Genomic DNA, 16,280 nt, shown 5'->3' on the forward strand with positions numbered 1-16,280 from the left:
TTTGAATCGTTATGCGTCTCCGCGGCCGCGCGCCGGAGACCGGGAGGGGAAACTGTAACGCCCGGCCGGGAACCTCCGATGTACCGAGGTCGTTGACCATCTGCATATGGGTGCAGGCATACGTTTCCGCTGGGAGTTTACCACAAATGCCATCCAAGGCGGTCTCGGAAGAACAGGAAAAGGTCACCTGGCTGTACGGGCTGCTGGACGCGGCGCGGGCACGGGCCGAGAGGTCCGGGCGGATCGAGGCGGGTGGAGGCGGGGGGTTCCAGCAGCGGGTGGACCGGGAGACGGCCGTCCACGAGCGGGAGAAGAGACTGGCCCAGTACGCGGCGGTCGAGCACGGGTTGTGCTTCGGGCGGATCGACCGGAAGGACGACACGCTCTACATCGGGCGGATCGGGTTGCGGGACGAAGAGGGCGACCCGGCGCTGATCGACTGGCGGGCGCCCGCCGCGCGTCCCTTCTACACCGCGACCGCCTCGGATCCGGGGGAGCTGGTGCGGCGGCGGCATCTGCACACGCGGGGGCGGAAGGTCGTCGACCTGGACGACGAGGTCTTCGACCTGGAGGCGATGCGGCCGGGGGACCGGGCGTCGCTGGTGGGGGAGGCCGCACTGCTCGCGAGCCTGCGGCGGGGGCGCACGGGGCGGATGAACGACGTCGTCGCGACGATCCAGGCCGAGCAGGACGAGGTCGTCCGGGCCGACTTCCAGGGGGTGCTGGTCGTCCAGGGCGGGCCGGGGACGGGCAAGACCGTCGCGGCGCTGCACCGGGCCGCCTACCTGCTCTACACCTACCGGGAGACGTTGAGCAGGCGCGGAGTCCTCATCGTGGGGCCCAACCCGACGTTCCTGCGCTACATCGAACGGGTCCTGCCCGGCCTCGGCGAGACGGACGTCGCGTTGTGCCCGCTCGGGATGCTGTATCCAGGGGTGTACGCCACCGCGATGGAGACGCCGGAGGTCGAGGCCGTCAAAGGCGACGGGCGGATGGCCGAACGGCTCCACGAAGCGCTGAAGGCCAGGCAGCGCGTCCCGGACGAGGACGTGACGGTCGAAGCCGACGGGATGCCCGCCACGCTCACGAGGAAAGCCGCCCTGAGGGCACGCGAGCATGCCCGCGACGTCCGGGCTCCGCACAACGTCCAGCGGCGCGTGTTCGTCCACGACGTCCTCGCGGCACTCGCCGAGGACCAGCTCGAAAGCATGGAGAAGGCGACCGACGAGCCGCTGCTGAAGCTGCTCGAAGAAGGCGGCCTGGGCCGGGAGCTGAAGGAACTCCTCGAAGAGCCCTCCCGGCTGCGCGAGGACCACGACCTGGAGCTGGCCAAGGAGGCCCTCTGGGACGACCCCGAGGTTCGCGGCCTCATCGACTCCCTGTGGCCGGAGCTCACCCCGGAACGCTTCCTCACCGAGCTGTACGCCGACCCTGAGGCCCTGGAGGAGATCGGCTGCCCCGAGCTGTACCGGGAGCCGGGTTCCCCTTGGACGGTCGCGGACGTCCCGCTGCTGGACGAGGCCGCCGAACTGCTCGGCGTGGACGACAGCGCGGACAAGGCCGCCGCCCGCCGGGAGGAGCAGCGGCGTCGTGAGGAGGAACGCTACGCCAGGGGCGTTCTGCAGATCTCCGGCATCACCGAGGTGGACGCCGCGATGCTCGCCGAACGCCAGCGGGAGGAGCGCGGCCCCGTCACGGCCGCCGAAAGGCTCGCAGACCGGGAGTGGGCGTACGGGCACGTGATCGTGGACGAGGCGCAGGAACTCTCCTCCATGGCCTGGCGTGCGGTGATGCGCCGGGTGCCCGCCAAGTCGATGACGATCGTCGGTGACCTCGCGCAGACGGGCAGTGCGGCGGGCGCCCGCGACTGGGGGAAGATGCTGGAGCCGTTCGTGGAGGACCGCTGGCGGGAGCTGCGGCTGCTGGTCAACTACCGGACGCCCGGCGAGATCATGACGGTGGCCGAGGACGTGCTGGCGAGCGTGGACCCGGACGCCGAGGCCCCCCGCTCGGTCCGGGAGGAGGGCGACCCGCCCGAGGCCGTCCGGATGGACGCGCTGGACGGCCTCCCCGCGCTGGTCGAGTCCGAACTGGAGCGGATCGGCGAGGGTCGTCTGGCCGTCATCACCTCCCGGGCCGGCAGAGAAGAGGTGGTCGCGGCCCTCCCCGAGGCTCCTGCGGAGGCGACCCCCGAGGCACTGGATCAGTCTGCCGTGATCCTGACGGCCGGCGAGTCCAAGGGCCTGGAGTTCGACGCCGTCGTCCTCGTCGACCCCGGCGGCATGCTCAAGGAGTCCCCGAACGGAGGCCACGACCTGTACGTCGCCATCACCCGCGCGACGAGACGTCTCACCGTCGTGCACTCCGGAGATCTCCCGGAGGAGCTGCGGAGGCTGGAAGGCTAGCGGCGTCCGATGGTCCTGGCCGCGCCCGCGGCGATGGTGGTGGCCAGGATCCAGCCCGCCGCCACCAGCAGGTAGGAGAACCACTGGTACAGGTCCACCGGGTTGAAGGCCTTCTCCTGCCCGAGGTCGACGATCGGCAGGAGGAGGTCCACGGTGTACATGACGGGGTTGAAGTCCGGGTGCTCGTCGGCCTTGATCGGCTTGGGCTCGGAGACGGAGAACACCACCGAGCCGACCACGACGAGAAGGGCGAGCCAGATCGCCGCCCGCATCGGCTGGTAGCCGTAGCCGACCGTGATGTCCTGCAGCCGCCCCCAGACCCGGCCGGTCCAGGAGGCGGTGAGGCCCTGGCGGCGCTCCCTGGACAGCAGGACGGTCTGGGCGTGGCGCTGCTGGCCCAGGGCGGTGTAGTGGGCGGCGAGCTGCTCGTAGGGCTGCGGCTGGAAGCCGCGCGGGTCGCGGCTCAGCCAGTCCAGCCGGGCCTGCGGGTCGAGCCGGGGCTCCAGCGCCTCGTAGGTCAGGCCGTCGAGCTCTATCGCCTCCGGCCAGTTCTCCGGTTCGTCCTCCAGGATTCCCAGCCGGGCGTGGCTGAGCTGGACGACCCCGTCCGACCGGGTGCGCTCGAACAAGAGACGGCCCGCCTGCAGCCCCTTGGCCGCCAGGGCATGCTCGCCGGGCTGCTTCAGGACGGTGTCGCGGAGCTGGAGGGTCCGGCCGATCCGGGCCTCGGCGACGCGCAGCGTCCCCTCGAAGCGGGTCCGTTCCAGGAAGACGTCCCCGACGACCTCGGCGAGCGACAGCCGCAGGGCCACTCCGCCGGGGTTGACGAACTCGGTGTCGAGGGCGGTGAACAGGTCGGAGATCCGGGCGCCGCGTAGATTGACCTCCCCTTCGACCCTGGCGCCGCGCAGCCGCAGGGTGCGGGTGTTCAGGCCGTCGGCGACGATCGCGTACTCCCCGTCCCCGGTCAGCCGGGCCCCGTCCAGGTAGGTCTGGCCGGTCACCTGGGTTCCGCGCAGGACGATCCGCCCGTCGGCGGTGAGCCCGTTCAGCAGCAGCCCGCCCGCGGTCATCCAGCTGGCCAGCAGAGCCGGGTCCGTCCCGGCCGCGGTGAGATGGGCGTCGGCGAGCTCGACGACCCCCGACAGCTGGGAGCCGCGCAGCGACACCTTCCCCTCGGCCCGCAGCCGCGCCATGCGGGCGTTGACCGCGCGGAGCCCCTCGGCGCTGAACGCCCTGCCCTCCGGGTCGCCGACGAAGACGGCGTCCTGGGCGGACAGGTCGGCGGTGATCTGCGCGCCGCGCAGCGCGATCCGGCCCCGCGCGTGCAGGTGGTCGAGCAGCACCTGCCCCGCGCCCAGACCGTTGCACAGCAGCGCCAGCCCGTCGAGGTCGCAGGCGATCCGCGCCCCGATCAGCCGGAAGTCCCCGGCCACCTGCGCGCCGCGCAGCGAGATCCTGCCCTCGAACCGGGCCTCGTCGGCGATCAGATGCACCGCGTTCAGCCCGGCCGCGGACACGGCACGCCCCGAGGGGTCGGAGCCGATCCGCGCCCCGACGAGCAGCACGTCTCCTGAGACCTGGATTCCGAGCAGCGATATCCGCCCCTCCGCCACCAGCCCGCCGGCGGAGATCCCCCCGGCGGCCAGCCCGTCGGCGGACAGGGACAGCCCCTCGCCGTCCCTGCCCAGCTTCGCCTCTTCCAGTTCCAGGCCCCGCGTGAGCTGCGCGTCGTCGAAGACGAGCAGGCCCCCCGCGTCCAGGCCCCGGGCGCGGACGCCGCCCGCGGTCAGCCCGGCGGCGTCCAGGGAGCGGTCCTCGGCTTCCAGACGGGAGTCGCTCAGATCGAGGTCGCCGGCGACGCGGGCGTTGGCCAGGGAGAGCCGGCCGGTGGCGTGGAGCCGGGGGAGGAGGACGTTGACGGCCTCCAGGTTGTCGGCGTCCAGGCACCGGCCGTCGGCGGCGGGGACCAGGCGGCAGTCGCCCATCCGGACGTCGCCGGTGAAGGCGGCGCCGCTCAGCAGGACGAGGCCCTCGGCTTGCAGGGAGTCGGCGGACAGGCCGCCGGAGCGGATGCGGTCGCCGCGCAGGGCGTATCCGTCGGAGCCCGCCTTCAGCCGGGCGTGGGAGAGGTGGATCTCGCCGATGCCGGTGTTGCGGAGGGAGACGCGGCCCTCGGCGGTGAGGCCGTCGAGGCGGGCCGTCGCCGCGGTCATGCCGTCGGCGGCCAGGGCCGCGCTGTTCGGCGTGGCGGTCAGTCGGGCGCCGAAGAGTTCCAGGTCGCCGGTGAGGCGGGCGTTGACGAGCCGGACCTGTCCGCCTTCGACGACGAGGCCGCGGGCGTGCAGGCCGGAGAGGGACGCGGCCTCCAGGTTGAGGGAGGCGTCTTGGAGCCGCGCGCCTGCGAGGGTGAGCGGGGCGCGGAGCGTGGCGCCGATGAACCTCACCTCGCCGACGGCGCTGAATCCGTGGTTGAGCCACAGCGCGCCGTCCGCCCGCAGGCCGCCCGCCGCGATCGCGACCCCGCCCGGGTTGGCGACGGTGGCCGAGCGCAGCGTGAAGGACCCCCCGATGTGGGCGTTGTCGAGGTACAGCGCGCCCCACTGGCCTGCCCCGGTGATGCGCGCGTCGGAGAAGCGCAGCGCGCTGCCGAACCGGGCGTGCGGCAGGCGCACCGCCCCCGTCGCGGTGAACCCGTCGTCGAAGTTCGCCAGGCCGGTGACCAGGAGGCTCTCGCCGAGCAGGGCCTTGCCCGCCGGATCGTCGCCCAGGGTCGCGCCGGACAGGTGGAGTTCGCCGTCGATCTGGGCGTGGTCCAGGTTCACCTGGCCGGTGACCACGGATCCCTTGAGGGACAACGCCCCGTCCAGCCTCAGTCGTGCCAGGCCGAGGCCGGGCATCCGGCAGCGGACGAACCGCAGCGTCCGGGTGATCGACTCCATGAACTGCGGCGGCTCGTCGAACTCGCACTCGGTGAAGACGAGGGGGTGGTCGATGACGGTGCCGCGCAGGCGCAGCCTGCCGGTGACGCGCGCTCCGCGCAGCCGCAGGCCGGGCACCCCGTCGGGCGGGGGCGGGTCGTGCAGCAGGAGGGTGAGGGCCGAGGCGCGGACCGTCCGGTCCGCGGCCTCGGTGAGGTCGACCGGGCTCCCGTCCGCCACCGCGGTGTAGAGCCGGAGTTCGGTCTCGGTGAGATCATCCGGCCCCATACGCCCTATCTTGCAGAAGATCGAGAAGAACGTCCATTGATGTGAGCGGGCACGGGACGGGGCGGGTCGAGCCTGGGATCCGGTTCCGGGGCGCCGAAAACGGTGCGGACGGGCTGGACTCCGGCCCAGACGGGCAGGGCGTAGTCCTCTTCGTCGTCGTTCGGGGGGCCAGTGCGGATCTTGACGGAGGCCTCGGTCAGCGGCAGGGCCAGGACGGCGGTCGCGGCGATCTCCTTGCGGTTCGGCGACCGCACGGTGTCCCATTGGCCGGGGGCGAGCTGCTCGGTGATGGCCCGGAGCGCGGCCAGGTGCTCGTCCGGGTCGGTGACGGGACGGGGCGTGCCGTAGACCATCGCGGAGCGGTAGTTCATCGAGTGGTGCATGGCCGAGCGGGCCAGGACGATGCCGTCCAGGTGGGTGACGGTCACGCAGACCTCGCCGTCCGCGCGCAGCGAGCGGGCGCCGGTGGAGCCGTGCAGGTAGAGGGTGTCGCCGATGCGGCCGTAACCGGTGGGGATCACCCGGGGGGCACCGTCCACGACGACGCCGAGGTGGCAGACCAGTCCGGCGTCGAGCACGTCGTACAGGTCTTCCCGGTCGATCCTGGCACGTTCCCTGATCCGGCGGAGGCGGGTGCGTTCGGTGGTGGAGAGCATGCTCCTACAGTGGAGGGAAAGTGGACCTTTCACCATGGCCACTTCACCCCCGAAACGGAAGACCACTTTGCCTAGCCGGCTCACCGACCTGCCCCTCCGCGTCGACCGCTCCTCACCCGAACCGCTGAACGTCCAGGTGTCACGGGGACTGCGCGAACTGATGCGCACCGGAGTGCTCACGCCGGGGGAACGGCTGCCCTCCAGTCGGGCGCTCGCCGCCGGACTGGGACTCAGCCGGACCGTCGTCACCGAGGCCTACCAGCAGCTCTACGCCGAGGGCTGGCTGGAGGGCAGGCACGGATCCGGCACGTTCGTCGTGGACGTGGAGCATCCGGAGCCCGTGCCGGAGAACGCGCCGGACGGACGGGCCACCACCGCCGGGCGGCCGGAACCGGGGTTCGTCTCGCGGACCGAGGTGCGGGCGGCCGGACTGCTGGACCTGCGGCCCGGAGCCCCCTGGGTGCGCGGCCGCGACTTCGCGGCGTGGAAGCGCGCCTGGCGGCGGGCCGCGGAGCATCCGCCGGACGACGACCCCGATCCGCGCGGCCTGCCGTGGCTGCGGGAACTGCTGGCCGGCCATCTGCGCCGGGCGAGGGGCATCGCGGTGAGGCCGGAGAACCTCGTGATCACCCGGGGCACCGGCAACGGGCTCGACCTGGTGGCCGCGCTGCTGGCGGCGGGCGGCCGGGCCGGGGTGGAGGATCCCGGTTACGGCCGGGCGCGCTCCATCCTGCGGGCGCGGGGAGCCGAGGTGGTGCCCTGCCCGGTCGACCGGGAGGGCGTCGTCGTCGAGGGACTCCCGGACGGGCTGCGGCTGCTCTACACGACTCCGGCGCACCAGTTCCCGCTGGGCGGACGCCTGTCCATCGCCCGGCGGGAGCAGCTGCTGGCCTGGGCGCGCGCCACCGGGGCGTGGATCGTGGAGGACGACTACGACGCGGAGTTCCGCTACGACGTCGCCCCGCTGCCCGCCCTGTACGGGCTGGACCCGGGCCGGGTGATCCTCCTGGGGACGCTGGCCAAGACGTTGACGCCGGACCTGGGCATCGGCTGGATCGTCGCGTCCCCGGAGCTGGCCACCCGGCTGGCGGCGCTGCGGCGGGTCCTGGTCGACCGCACCAGTGGGCCCGTGCAGTACGCGACGGCCGTCCTGCTGGAGAACGGCGACCTGGACCGCCATCTGCGCCGGATGCGGCTGGAGTACGCGCGCCGCCGGGCGACGGTCGTGGAGTACCTGGGGGAGTGGGTCATGGGCGACACCGCGGGTCTGCACGTCATGATCCCGCTGGACGCCGCCCGCACGGCCGAGATCAGGGCGAAGGCCGAGGCCAGGGGCGTCCTGCTGGAGGATCTCGGACGCTACACCGAGGTGGAGTCGTCAGTCCACGGGCTGATGCTGGGCTACGGTTCGGCGCCGGCGTCCGAAGTGCGCCGCGGCTGCGAGATTCTCGCCGAACTACTCCGTGAATAATGCCCATCATGCGTTTCGTTCCTTACATCCCTCTGCGCGCATGGTGACCGTCATGGCGCTGGCCGCGGCGCTCTTCTACGGGGTGGGCGACTTCTTCGGCGGGGCCGCCTCCCGCCGCGCCACCGCCCTGTCGGTGCTCATGGTGAGCATCCCCCTGGGTCTGGCCCTCCTGGCGGTCGCGGCCCTGGCCGGGGGCGACGCGCCCGACGCGGCGGGCGTCGGCTGGGGCCTGGCCTCGGGCCTGGCCAGCGGCGTCGGCTTCCTCGCCCTCTACCGCGCCCTGGCCATCGGGCCGATGAGCGTGGTCGCCCCCGTCTCGGCCCTGGCGGGCGCGGTCGTCCCGGTCGCCGCCGGACTGCTGGCGGGGGAGCGGTTCAGCGGCACGGTGATGTCCGGGGTCGTCCTGTGCGTCGCCGCGATCGGCCTGGTCAGCATGGAGCCCGGCAAGGAGGGGCGCTCCCCCTGGGTCCTGGGCGAGGGGCTGTCGCTGGCGCTGGTGGCGGGCACGGCGTTCGGCGTCTTCTTCGTGCTGCTCAGCCACGCGGGCGAGGGCTCGGGGCTGTGGCCGCTGGTCCTGTCCCGCGCCGGGGTGCTGACGGTCGTCCTGGGCGTCGTCGTGCTCCTGGCCTGCTCGTCCTCCAGGCCGCCGGTCTCCATGCCGCGCGGCCGGACCACCTGGGCGCTGGCCCTGGGCGCGGGCGCCCTGGACGTCGTCGCCAACGTCGCCTACTTCAAGGCGGTCAACGCCGGGATGCTCAGCATCGTGGGCGTCCTGACGTCTCTCTACCCGGCCGTCACCGTGCTGCTGGCGTGGCTCGTGCACAAGGAGAGACTGCAGGTGGCGCAGAGATTCGGGCTCGTCGTGGCCTTGACAGGAGTGGCCCTGGTCACGTCAGGATGATCCTCGCGTATCGCCCGAGGGTAAGTAGTGATTTACTACCGCTCAGGCGCACAAGGAGGAACTTCGGCATGACCCCTCAGCTGGACCTGGCCACCCTTTTCGAAGCCATCGCCGAGGCGATCCCGGAGCGGGACGCCCTCGTGTGGCGAGGCCGCCGGTGGACGTTCGCGGAGGTCTCGGGGAGAGTGCGGGCGCTCGCCCGCGTCCTGCACGACCACGGCCTGGGCCGGCACGGCGAACCGGGCGACCCGTGGGAGTCCAACCACGACCACCTCGCCCTCTACCTGCACAACAGCCAGGCGTACCTGGAGGGCCTGGTCGGCGCGCACCGGGCGCGCGTCGCCCCCTTCAACGTCAACTACCGCTACGTCGGCGACGAACTGGAGTACCTGTTCGCCGACGCCAAGCCGAAGGCGATCCTCTACCACGCGACGTACGCGCCGACCCTGGCGAAGGTCCTGCCGAACCTGGCGGTCCAGCCTCTGCTGATCCAGGTCGCCGACGACTCCGGCAACGCGCTGCTTCCGGGCGCGCTGGACTACGAGGAGGCCCTCGCGGCGGCCTCCACCGAGCCGCTGCCCGTCACCCCGAGCGGCGACGACCTGCACATCCTCTACACCGGCGGCACGACCGGGATGCCCAAGGGCGTCCTGTGGCGCATCGCCGACCTCGTCGACGGGCCGCTGGGACTGCGCCGCCGCGACGGGAGCCGGTACGACTCGGTGCAGGAGGCCGTCGAGGCCGCCGTCGCCCGCAAGACCGCCAAGGTGCTGGTGCTGCCGCCGATGATGCACGGCTCGGGCACCTGGGTCTCCCTCGGCGGCTGGCTGGGCGGCGCGACCGTCCTGCTCCCCGACGTCGTCGAGCGCCTCGACATCGAAGGCGTCGTGGACATCCTGGACAAGGAGGGCGCCAGCCGGATGCCGGTCATCGGCGACGCCTTCGCCCGCCCGCTGGTGGCCGAGCTGGAGCGCACGGGCCGCGAGCTGCCCAAGCTGCGCCAGATCGTCAACTCCGGGGCCGCGATCAACCCCGTCACCAAGGCCCGGCTGGCCGAACTGCTGCCGCACGTGCGCCTCATCGACATCGTCGGCTCGTCCGAGAGCGGCTTCCAGATCACCCGCCTCGGCGGCGCGGACGCCCCCTTCCTGCCCACCCCCGGCACCGCCGTGCTCAGCGAGGACCGCACGCGCAAGCTGGAGCCCGGCGAGGACGAACTGGGCTGGCTGGCCAAGGGCGGCTCCATCCCGCTGGGCTACCTGGGCGACCCGAAGAAGACCGCGGCCACCTTCGTGAAGATCGGCGACTACCGCTGCGTCATCCCCGGCGACCGGGCCAGACTGCGCGCCGACGGGTTCGTCGAGATGCACGGCCGCGACTCCATGACCATCAACACCGGCGGCGAGAAGGTCTTCGCCGAGGAGGTCGAGGCGGTCGTCCGCGCCATCCCGGGCGTCGCCGAGGCGCTGGTGCTGGGCCGTCCCAGCGAACGCTGGGGCAACGAGATCGTCGCGGTCGTCCGGCTCGCGCAGGAGCTGAGCGACGAGGAGCTCAAGGACGCCTGCGCCGCCCACCTGGCCCGTTACAAGATCCCCAAGAGCTTCATCCGGACCGAGGCCGGTCTGCGCCTGCCCAACGGCAAGGCCGACTACGCCGCGGCACGCGCCCTCATCCAGTAGCAGAGAACCCCTCCAACCGCAGGAGCGAGCCATGTCCTCCACCCCCAAGACCCTGGTCGAGGCGTTCCAGCAGACCGCCGCCGAGTTGTCGGACTCGGTCGCGGTGCGCACCCCCGGTGACGCCGCCGCCTACACCTGGGCGCAGTACGCCGCCGAGGTCGAACGGCTCGCCCGCGCGCTGCACAAGCTGGGAGTGCGCCCCGGCGACCGGGTCGCGATGATGCTGACCAACCGGCCCGAGTTCCACTTCGTGGACAACGCCGCCCTGCACCTGGGCGCGATCCCGTTCTCGATCTACAACACCAGCTCGCCCGAGCAGATCGCCTACATCATCGGCCACGCCGGGCCGAAGGTCGTGGTGGCCGAGCAGCAGTTCATCAGCAAGATCACCGAGGGCGGGGCCGCCTCGATCGACCACCTGATCGACGTGGCCGACCTCGGCTCGCTGGAGACCGACGACGCGTTCGACTTCGAGGCGGCCCGCCAGGCCGTCGACCCCGAGAACGTCGTCACCCTCATCTACACCTCCGGCACCACCGGCCCGCCCAAGGGCGTCGAGGTCACCCACCGGGGCGTGCTCGCCAACATCGAGGCGTTCCAGAAGGGCTACCCCGTCCGCCGGGGCGACAACGTCACCTCCTACCTGCCGGCCGCGCACGCCGTGGACCGCATGGGCAGCCACTGGATGCACATGTGGCAGGGCACGGTCGTGACCTGCGTCTCGGACATGGCCGGCATCCTCGGCGCGCTCACCGAGGTGCGCCCCGACGTGTGGGTCGCGGTCCCGCGCGTGTGGGAGAAGATCAAGAACGGCATCCAGGCGATGCTGGCCGGCGCGGAGGAGGACAAGCGCAAGGCCGTCGACGGCGCCTTCGAGGTCGGCCTGCGCAAGGTCGCCCTCGAGCAGGCCGGCGAGGAGGTGCCGCAGCAGCTCCTGGAGGAGTACAAGTTCGTCGACGAGGTCGTCTTCGCCAACATCCGCGCGCTGCTCGGCCTGGACCGGATGCGCTACGCCTTCTCCGGAGCCGCGGCCATCCCCAAGGAGACCCTGGAGTTCTTCCTGGCGATGGGCCTGAACATCGTCGAGGGCTGGGGCATGACCGAGGTGACCTCGGTGGCCACCTGCAACCCGGTCGGCAAGGCGCGGGTCGGCACCGTCGGCGTCCCGCTGGACGGCATGGAGGTCAAGCTCGGCGAGGACGGCGAGCTGCTGGTGCGCGGCCCGTGGGTCATGAAGGGCTACCGCAACGACCCGGCCAAGACCGCCGAGACCATCGACTCCGACGGCTGGCTGCACACCGGGGACATCGCCACGATCGACGACGACGGCTACGTCACCATCGTCGACCGCAAGAAGGAACTCATCATCAACGCGGCCGGCAAGAACATGTCGCCGACCAACATCGAGAACACCATCCGGGCGCACTCCCCGCTGCTCGGCGGCATCGTCGTCATCGGCGAGGCCAAGCCCTACAACGTGGCGCTGGTCTGCCTCGACCCCGACGCGGCGGCCCTGGTGGCGGCCAAGTACGGGCTGGAGGCCGACCCGGCCGTCCTGGCCAAGGACCCCCGGGTGCGCGAGGAGATCCAGGCCGGCGTCGACGCCGCCAACGCCAAGCTGTCCCGGGTCGAGCAGATCAAGAAGTTCACGATCCTGCCGACCTACTGGGAGCCGGGAGGCGACGAGCTGACCCCGACCATGAAGCTGCGGCGCCGTCCGATCGCCGAGAAGTACGCCGCGGAGATCGACGCCCTGTACGCATAGTCGACGCTTAGTGGCGCTGGCGTCACTCAGGGTGTACGAATTCCTGCATGACCTACACCCGGCGCCAGCGCTCCAGCCTGCTCTACCAGATCCAGTACGCGATCCGGAATCCCGACCGGATCCGTCCCTACGTGAGCCGGTACGCCCGCGACCTCATCCTGCGCGCGAGCGCACCGGACCACGTGGCCTACTACCGCGAGGTCATGCGGTCCGACGTCACGGAGAAGAGCCCGTACAAGGCGGTCGGCAGCCCGACGGAGGAGAGCTGGCTGCGCAACGGCCTCCTGCAGTTCGAGTACCTGCTGTCCCACGGCCTGCAGCCGCACCACCGGGTGCTGGAGATCGGCTGCGGCAACCTGCGCGCCGGCTGGCGCATCATCGAGCACCTGGACGCCGGCAACTACTACGGCCTGGACATCTCGCCCGACATCCTGCTGGCCGCCAACGACACCGTCGTGCGCTACGAACTCCAGGACAAGCTGCCCAACCTGCACCTGGTGCGGGATCTGACGTTCGGGTGGCTGCCCGACGCGCACTTCGACGTCGTCCACGCGCACAGCGTGTTCTCCCACACCCCGCTGGAGATCGTCGAGGAGTGCTTCGCGCACGTCGGCCGCATCCTGCGCCCCGAGGGGTTCTTCGACTTCACCTTCGACCGCACCGAGCTGGCCGAGCACCAGGTGCTGCGCGAGGACTTCTACTACCGGACCGAGACGCTGGTGGACCTGGCCGCCAAGCACGGCCTGACGGCCAGGTTCATGTACGACTGGGAGAAGAACCCCCACAAGCAGAGCAAGATCCGCATCACGCTCTGAGAACAGGTGACCGCAGCGAAGCGAGGATCGCCTGTTCTCTTTCGGGGGTCCGGGGGTCGCCCCCCGGATGGGTGTTTCGTCCCCCGGACGGGTGCCTCAGGCGACCTCGGCGCCGGCGTCCTCCCGCTTGCGGGGGAGGGACCGGATGAACGCGCCGATCTCCGCGATGGAGTCCAGGCCCTCGGGGCACAGGTCGGCGAAGATCTGGAAGACGTGCGGCTGCTCCTCCCAGAGCGTCAGGGTGGCGGGCACTTTGGCGGCGGCCAGGCGCTCGACCATCAGCTCGGCGTCCGCCCGCAGGATCTCGGTGGAGCCGACGTGGATCAGCACGGGCGGGAGGTCGGCCAGCGCGCCGTTGACGGGGGAGTGCAGCGGGTCGGGCACCATGTCCCGCAGCACCAGCTCGCGCAGGACCCCCAGCCTCCTGCCGGGGATGAAGGGGTCCCGCGTCAGGTTCTCGTGGGCGAGCTTGGCGGCGTCGTCCAGGTCGGTCAGCGGGGAGATCGCGACGATGCCGCCGGGGGCGGGCAGCCCCTCCCGGATCGCCTTCAGGGGGGCGGCCAGGGAGAGGAAACCCCCGGCGGAGTCGCCCGCGACGATGATCTGCTCCGGCCGGTAGCCCCGGTCCAGGAGGTGGCGGTAGGCGGTGACGCAGTCCGCCACGGTGCCGGCGAGGTTGACCTCCGGGAGCTGGCGGTAGGCCACCGACAACGCCGGTGCGCCCGCCGCGGCGGAGATCCGGGAGACCAGCCTGCGGTGGGTGTTCAGGCCCGCGACCATGAACCCGCCGCCGTGGAAGTAGAGGATGATCCGGTCGGACCCCTTCACCCCCGGCCCGCACACCAGCTCGGCCCCGAACCCGTCGAAGGCCACCTTCTGCCGCCTCGTCCCGCGCGGCGAGATGAAGAAGAACGCCAGCACGTCCACCAGGTACATGTAGCGCAGGATGCGCGGAGTGAAGGGCATGCGGTGCATCAGCGGCCGGAGGGTGAGCCGCAGGAAGAGCACGTAGAGCCGGGTCCGGAGGCGGACGCCCTTCCGCATCTCGACGACGGGTTCCACCGGGGGCCTCCAATTATCGAACGCTCATCGCATATCGCCTGAGCGGGAGCGTCCCACCTATTGGATTTGGAGTCAATGCCTTGTGCGCCACAGGCCCCGGGGTCAGGACTGCGCGCTGCGGCGCATCGCCTCGCTGACCCGCTCCGCGGCGGCGACCACGGGGGCCGCGTGCACCCGGCCGGGGGCTCGGCTGAGCCGTTCCAGCGGGCCGGAGACCGAGATGGCGGCGATGACCCGGCCGGCGTTGCCGCGCACCGGGGCCGAGACCGAGCCGACGCCCGGCTCGCGCTCGCCCACGGACTGCGCCCAGTTGCGGCGGCGTACCGAGGCGAGGGTCGCGGCGGTGAACTTGGCGCCGCGCAGCCCCCGGTGCAGCCGGTCGGGATCCTCCCAGGCCAGCAGGATCTGCGCGGCGGAGCCCGCGGTCATGGGCAGCGCGGTGCCCACCGGCACGGTGTCGCGCAGGCCGCTGGAGCGTTCCGCGGCGGCGACGCACACCCGGACGTCCCCCTGCCTGCGGTAGAGCTGGGCGGACTCGCCGGTGAGGTCGCGAAGCTGGGTGAGGACGGGCTGGGCGATGGCCAGCAGGCGGTCCTCGCCCGCCGCCACGGCCAGTTCGGCCAGGCGCGGGCCGAGGATGAACCTGCCCTGGGTGTCGCGGTGGACGATGCGGTGGTGTTCGAGGGCGACGGCCAGCCGGTGGGCGGTGGGGCGGGCCAGACCGGTGGCGGTGACGAGCTGGGCCAGCGACGCGGGGCCGGCTTCCAGGGCGTTGAGTACCAGAACTGCTTTATCCAGTACGCCGACTCCGCTAGAGTTGTCCATACCTCGATATTGCCGTCTCGATACTTGAGACGCAACTCGAGTTGACCTGGAAGGGTCGCCGGAAACTCAACGGAGAGAGGTGGGAACGATGGGCCGCACACTGGCCGAGAAGGTCTACGACGCACACGTCGTGCGTCGGGTGGAGGGCGAGCCGGACCTTCTCTACATCGACCTGCACCTGGTCCACGAGGTCACCTCGCCCCAGGCGTTCGACGGGCTGCGCATGACCGGCCGGAAGGTCCGCCGCCCGGACCTGACCATCGCCACCGAGGACCACAACGTCCCCACCCAGGACATCCACCTGCCGATCGCCGACCAGGTGTCGCGCACCCAGGTCGAGACGCTGCGCAAGAACGCCGCCGAGTTCGGCCTGCGGCTGCACCCCATGGGCGACGCCGGCCAGGGCATCGTGCACGTCATCGGCCCGCAGCTGGGCCTGACCCAGCCCGGCATGACGGTCGTGTGCGGCGACTCCCACACCTCCACCCACGGCGCGTTCGGCGCGCTGGCCCACGGCATCGGCACCTCCGAGGTCGAGCACGTGCTGGCCACCCAGACGCTGCCGCAGGTCAAGCCGAAGATGATGGCCGTCACGGTCGAGGGAGAACTGCCCTTCGGCGTCACCGCCAAGGACCTGATCCTGGCGATCATCACCGAGATCGGCACCGGTGGCGGCCAGGGCTACATCATCGAGTACCGCGGCGAGGCGATCCGCTCCCTGTCGATGGAAGGCCGCATGACGGTCTGCAACATGTCCATCGAGGCGGGCGCCCGGGCCGGCATGATCGCCCCCGACGAGACCACCTTCGCCTACCTGAAGGGCCGCCCGCACACGCCCCAGGGCGAGGACTGGGACAAGGCGGTCGAGTACTGGAAGACGCTGCGCACCGACGACGACGCGGTCTTCGACAAGGAGATCGTCATCGACGCCTCCGCCCTCACCCCGTTCGTCACCTGGGGCACCAACCCCGGCCAGGGCGCGCCGCTGGGCGCGAACGTCCCCTCGCCGGAGGACTTCGAGGACCCGATCCAGAAGCAGGCAGCCGAGCGCGCCCTGGAGTACATGGGCCTTCAGGCCGGCACCCCGCTGCGCGAGGTCGAGGTCGACACGGTCTTCGTCGGCTCCTGCACCAACGGCCGCCTGGAGGACCTGCGGGCCGTCGCCGAGGTGCTCAAGGGCCGCAAGGTGGCCGACGGCGTGCGCGCGCTGATCGTCCCCGGCTCGGTCCAGGTGAAGAAGGAGGCCGAGGCCGAGGGCCTGGACAAGATCTTCACCGAGGCGGGTGCGCAGTGGCGCGAGGCGGGCTGCTCGATGTGTTTGGCGATGAACCCCGACAAGCTGACCCCGGGCGAGCGCAGCGCGTCGACCTCCAACCGCAACTTCGAGGGCCGGCAGGGCCCCGGCGGACGCACCCACCTGGTGTCGCCCGCCGTTGCCGCCGCCACCGCCGTCAAGGGCCGTCTGGCCGCCCCCGCCGACCTGTAAGGAGGA

At 71.7% G+C, this 16,280-nt stretch carries 11 protein-coding genes; 7 read left to right on the forward strand and 4 right to left on the reverse strand.

The window, feature by feature from the left end:
• The first annotated feature begins 146 nt into the window (after nucleotides 1–146).
• Entirely contained in the window at nucleotides 147–2,405 is a 2,259-nt protein-coding gene (locus tag ABGB12_RS06080; RefSeq protein ID WP_347675266.1) for an ATP-binding domain-containing protein, read from the forward strand.
• Here ABGB12_RS06080 and ABGB12_RS06085 read toward each other — a convergent pair.
• Complete coding sequence (locus ABGB12_RS06085) at nucleotides 2,402–5,614, reverse strand: hypothetical protein (RefSeq protein WP_347675267.1); 3,213 nt, start codon at nucleotides 5,612–5,614, stop codon at nucleotides 2,402–2,404. The two genes, ABGB12_RS06080 and ABGB12_RS06085, sit on opposite strands and share 4 nt — an antisense overlap.
• Nucleotides 5,615–5,619: 5 nt before the next feature.
• A complete protein-coding gene (locus tag ABGB12_RS06090) occupies nucleotides 5,620–6,270 on the reverse strand; it encodes a pyridoxamine 5'-phosphate oxidase family protein (RefSeq protein ID WP_347675268.1) in 651 nt (216 codons plus the stop codon).
• A 67-nt stretch (nucleotides 6,271–6,337) separates the two neighbouring features.
• On the opposite strand from ABGB12_RS06090, the gene ABGB12_RS06095 reads away from it, so the two are divergent.
• The 5 genes from ABGB12_RS06095 (at nucleotide 6,338) to ABGB12_RS06115 (ending at nucleotide 12,901) form a co-directional block, all read left to right on the forward strand.
• Nucleotides 6,338–7,741, forward strand: a complete 1,404-nt coding sequence (locus ABGB12_RS06095; RefSeq protein WP_347675269.1) for a PLP-dependent aminotransferase family protein — start codon at nucleotides 6,338–6,340, stop codon at nucleotides 7,739–7,741.
• A gap of 40 nt (nucleotides 7,742–7,781) precedes the next feature.
• Complete coding sequence (locus ABGB12_RS06100; protein ID WP_347675270.1) at nucleotides 7,782–8,642, forward strand: EamA family transporter; 861 nt, start codon at nucleotides 7,782–7,784, stop codon at nucleotides 8,640–8,642.
• 68 nt (nucleotides 8,643–8,710) lie between these two features.
• On the forward strand, nucleotides 8,711–10,321 hold the full coding sequence (locus ABGB12_RS06105; RefSeq protein WP_347675271.1) for an AMP-binding protein: 1,611 nt from the start codon (nucleotides 8,711–8,713) through the stop codon (nucleotides 10,319–10,321).
• 31 nt (nucleotides 10,322–10,352) lie between these two features.
• The gene (locus ABGB12_RS06110) at nucleotides 10,353–12,086 is read left to right on the forward strand and encodes an AMP-dependent synthetase/ligase (RefSeq protein WP_347675272.1); all 1,734 of its coding nucleotides are present in this window, start codon (nucleotides 10,353–10,355) and stop codon (nucleotides 12,084–12,086) included.
• Between the two features lie 47 nt (nucleotides 12,087–12,133).
• Nucleotides 12,134–12,901 (forward strand): class I SAM-dependent methyltransferase, encoded by a 768-nt coding sequence (locus ABGB12_RS06115; protein WP_347675273.1) that lies wholly within the window; start codon nucleotides 12,134–12,136, stop codon nucleotides 12,899–12,901.
• 96 nt (nucleotides 12,902–12,997) lie between these two features.
• Here ABGB12_RS06115 and ABGB12_RS06120 read toward each other — a convergent pair whose 3' ends face one another.
• Together ABGB12_RS06120 and ABGB12_RS06125 are read right to left on the reverse strand one after the other, a co-directional pair.
• Entirely contained in the window at nucleotides 12,998–13,963 is a 966-nt protein-coding gene (locus ABGB12_RS06120) for an alpha/beta hydrolase (protein WP_347675274.1), read from the reverse strand.
• Between the two features lie 102 nt (nucleotides 13,964–14,065).
• Nucleotides 14,066–14,788, reverse strand: coding sequence for an IclR family transcriptional regulator (locus tag ABGB12_RS06125; RefSeq protein WP_347675275.1), 723 nt, complete (start codon nucleotides 14,786–14,788; stop codon nucleotides 14,066–14,068).
• An 88-nt stretch (nucleotides 14,789–14,876) separates the two neighbouring features.
• Between ABGB12_RS06125 and leuC the strand changes: the two genes are divergently transcribed.
• The gene (leuC, locus tag ABGB12_RS06130) at nucleotides 14,877–16,274 is read left to right on the forward strand and encodes a 3-isopropylmalate dehydratase large subunit (RefSeq protein WP_347675276.1); all 1,398 of its coding nucleotides are present in this window, start codon (nucleotides 14,877–14,879) and stop codon (nucleotides 16,272–16,274) included.
• Nucleotides 16,275–16,280: the final 6 nt, after the last annotated feature.

The sequence above is a fragment of the Actinocorallia sp. B10E7 genome, assembly GCF_039871655.1.
Taxonomy (GTDB): Bacteria; Actinomycetota; Actinomycetes; order Streptosporangiales; family Streptosporangiaceae; genus Actinocorallia.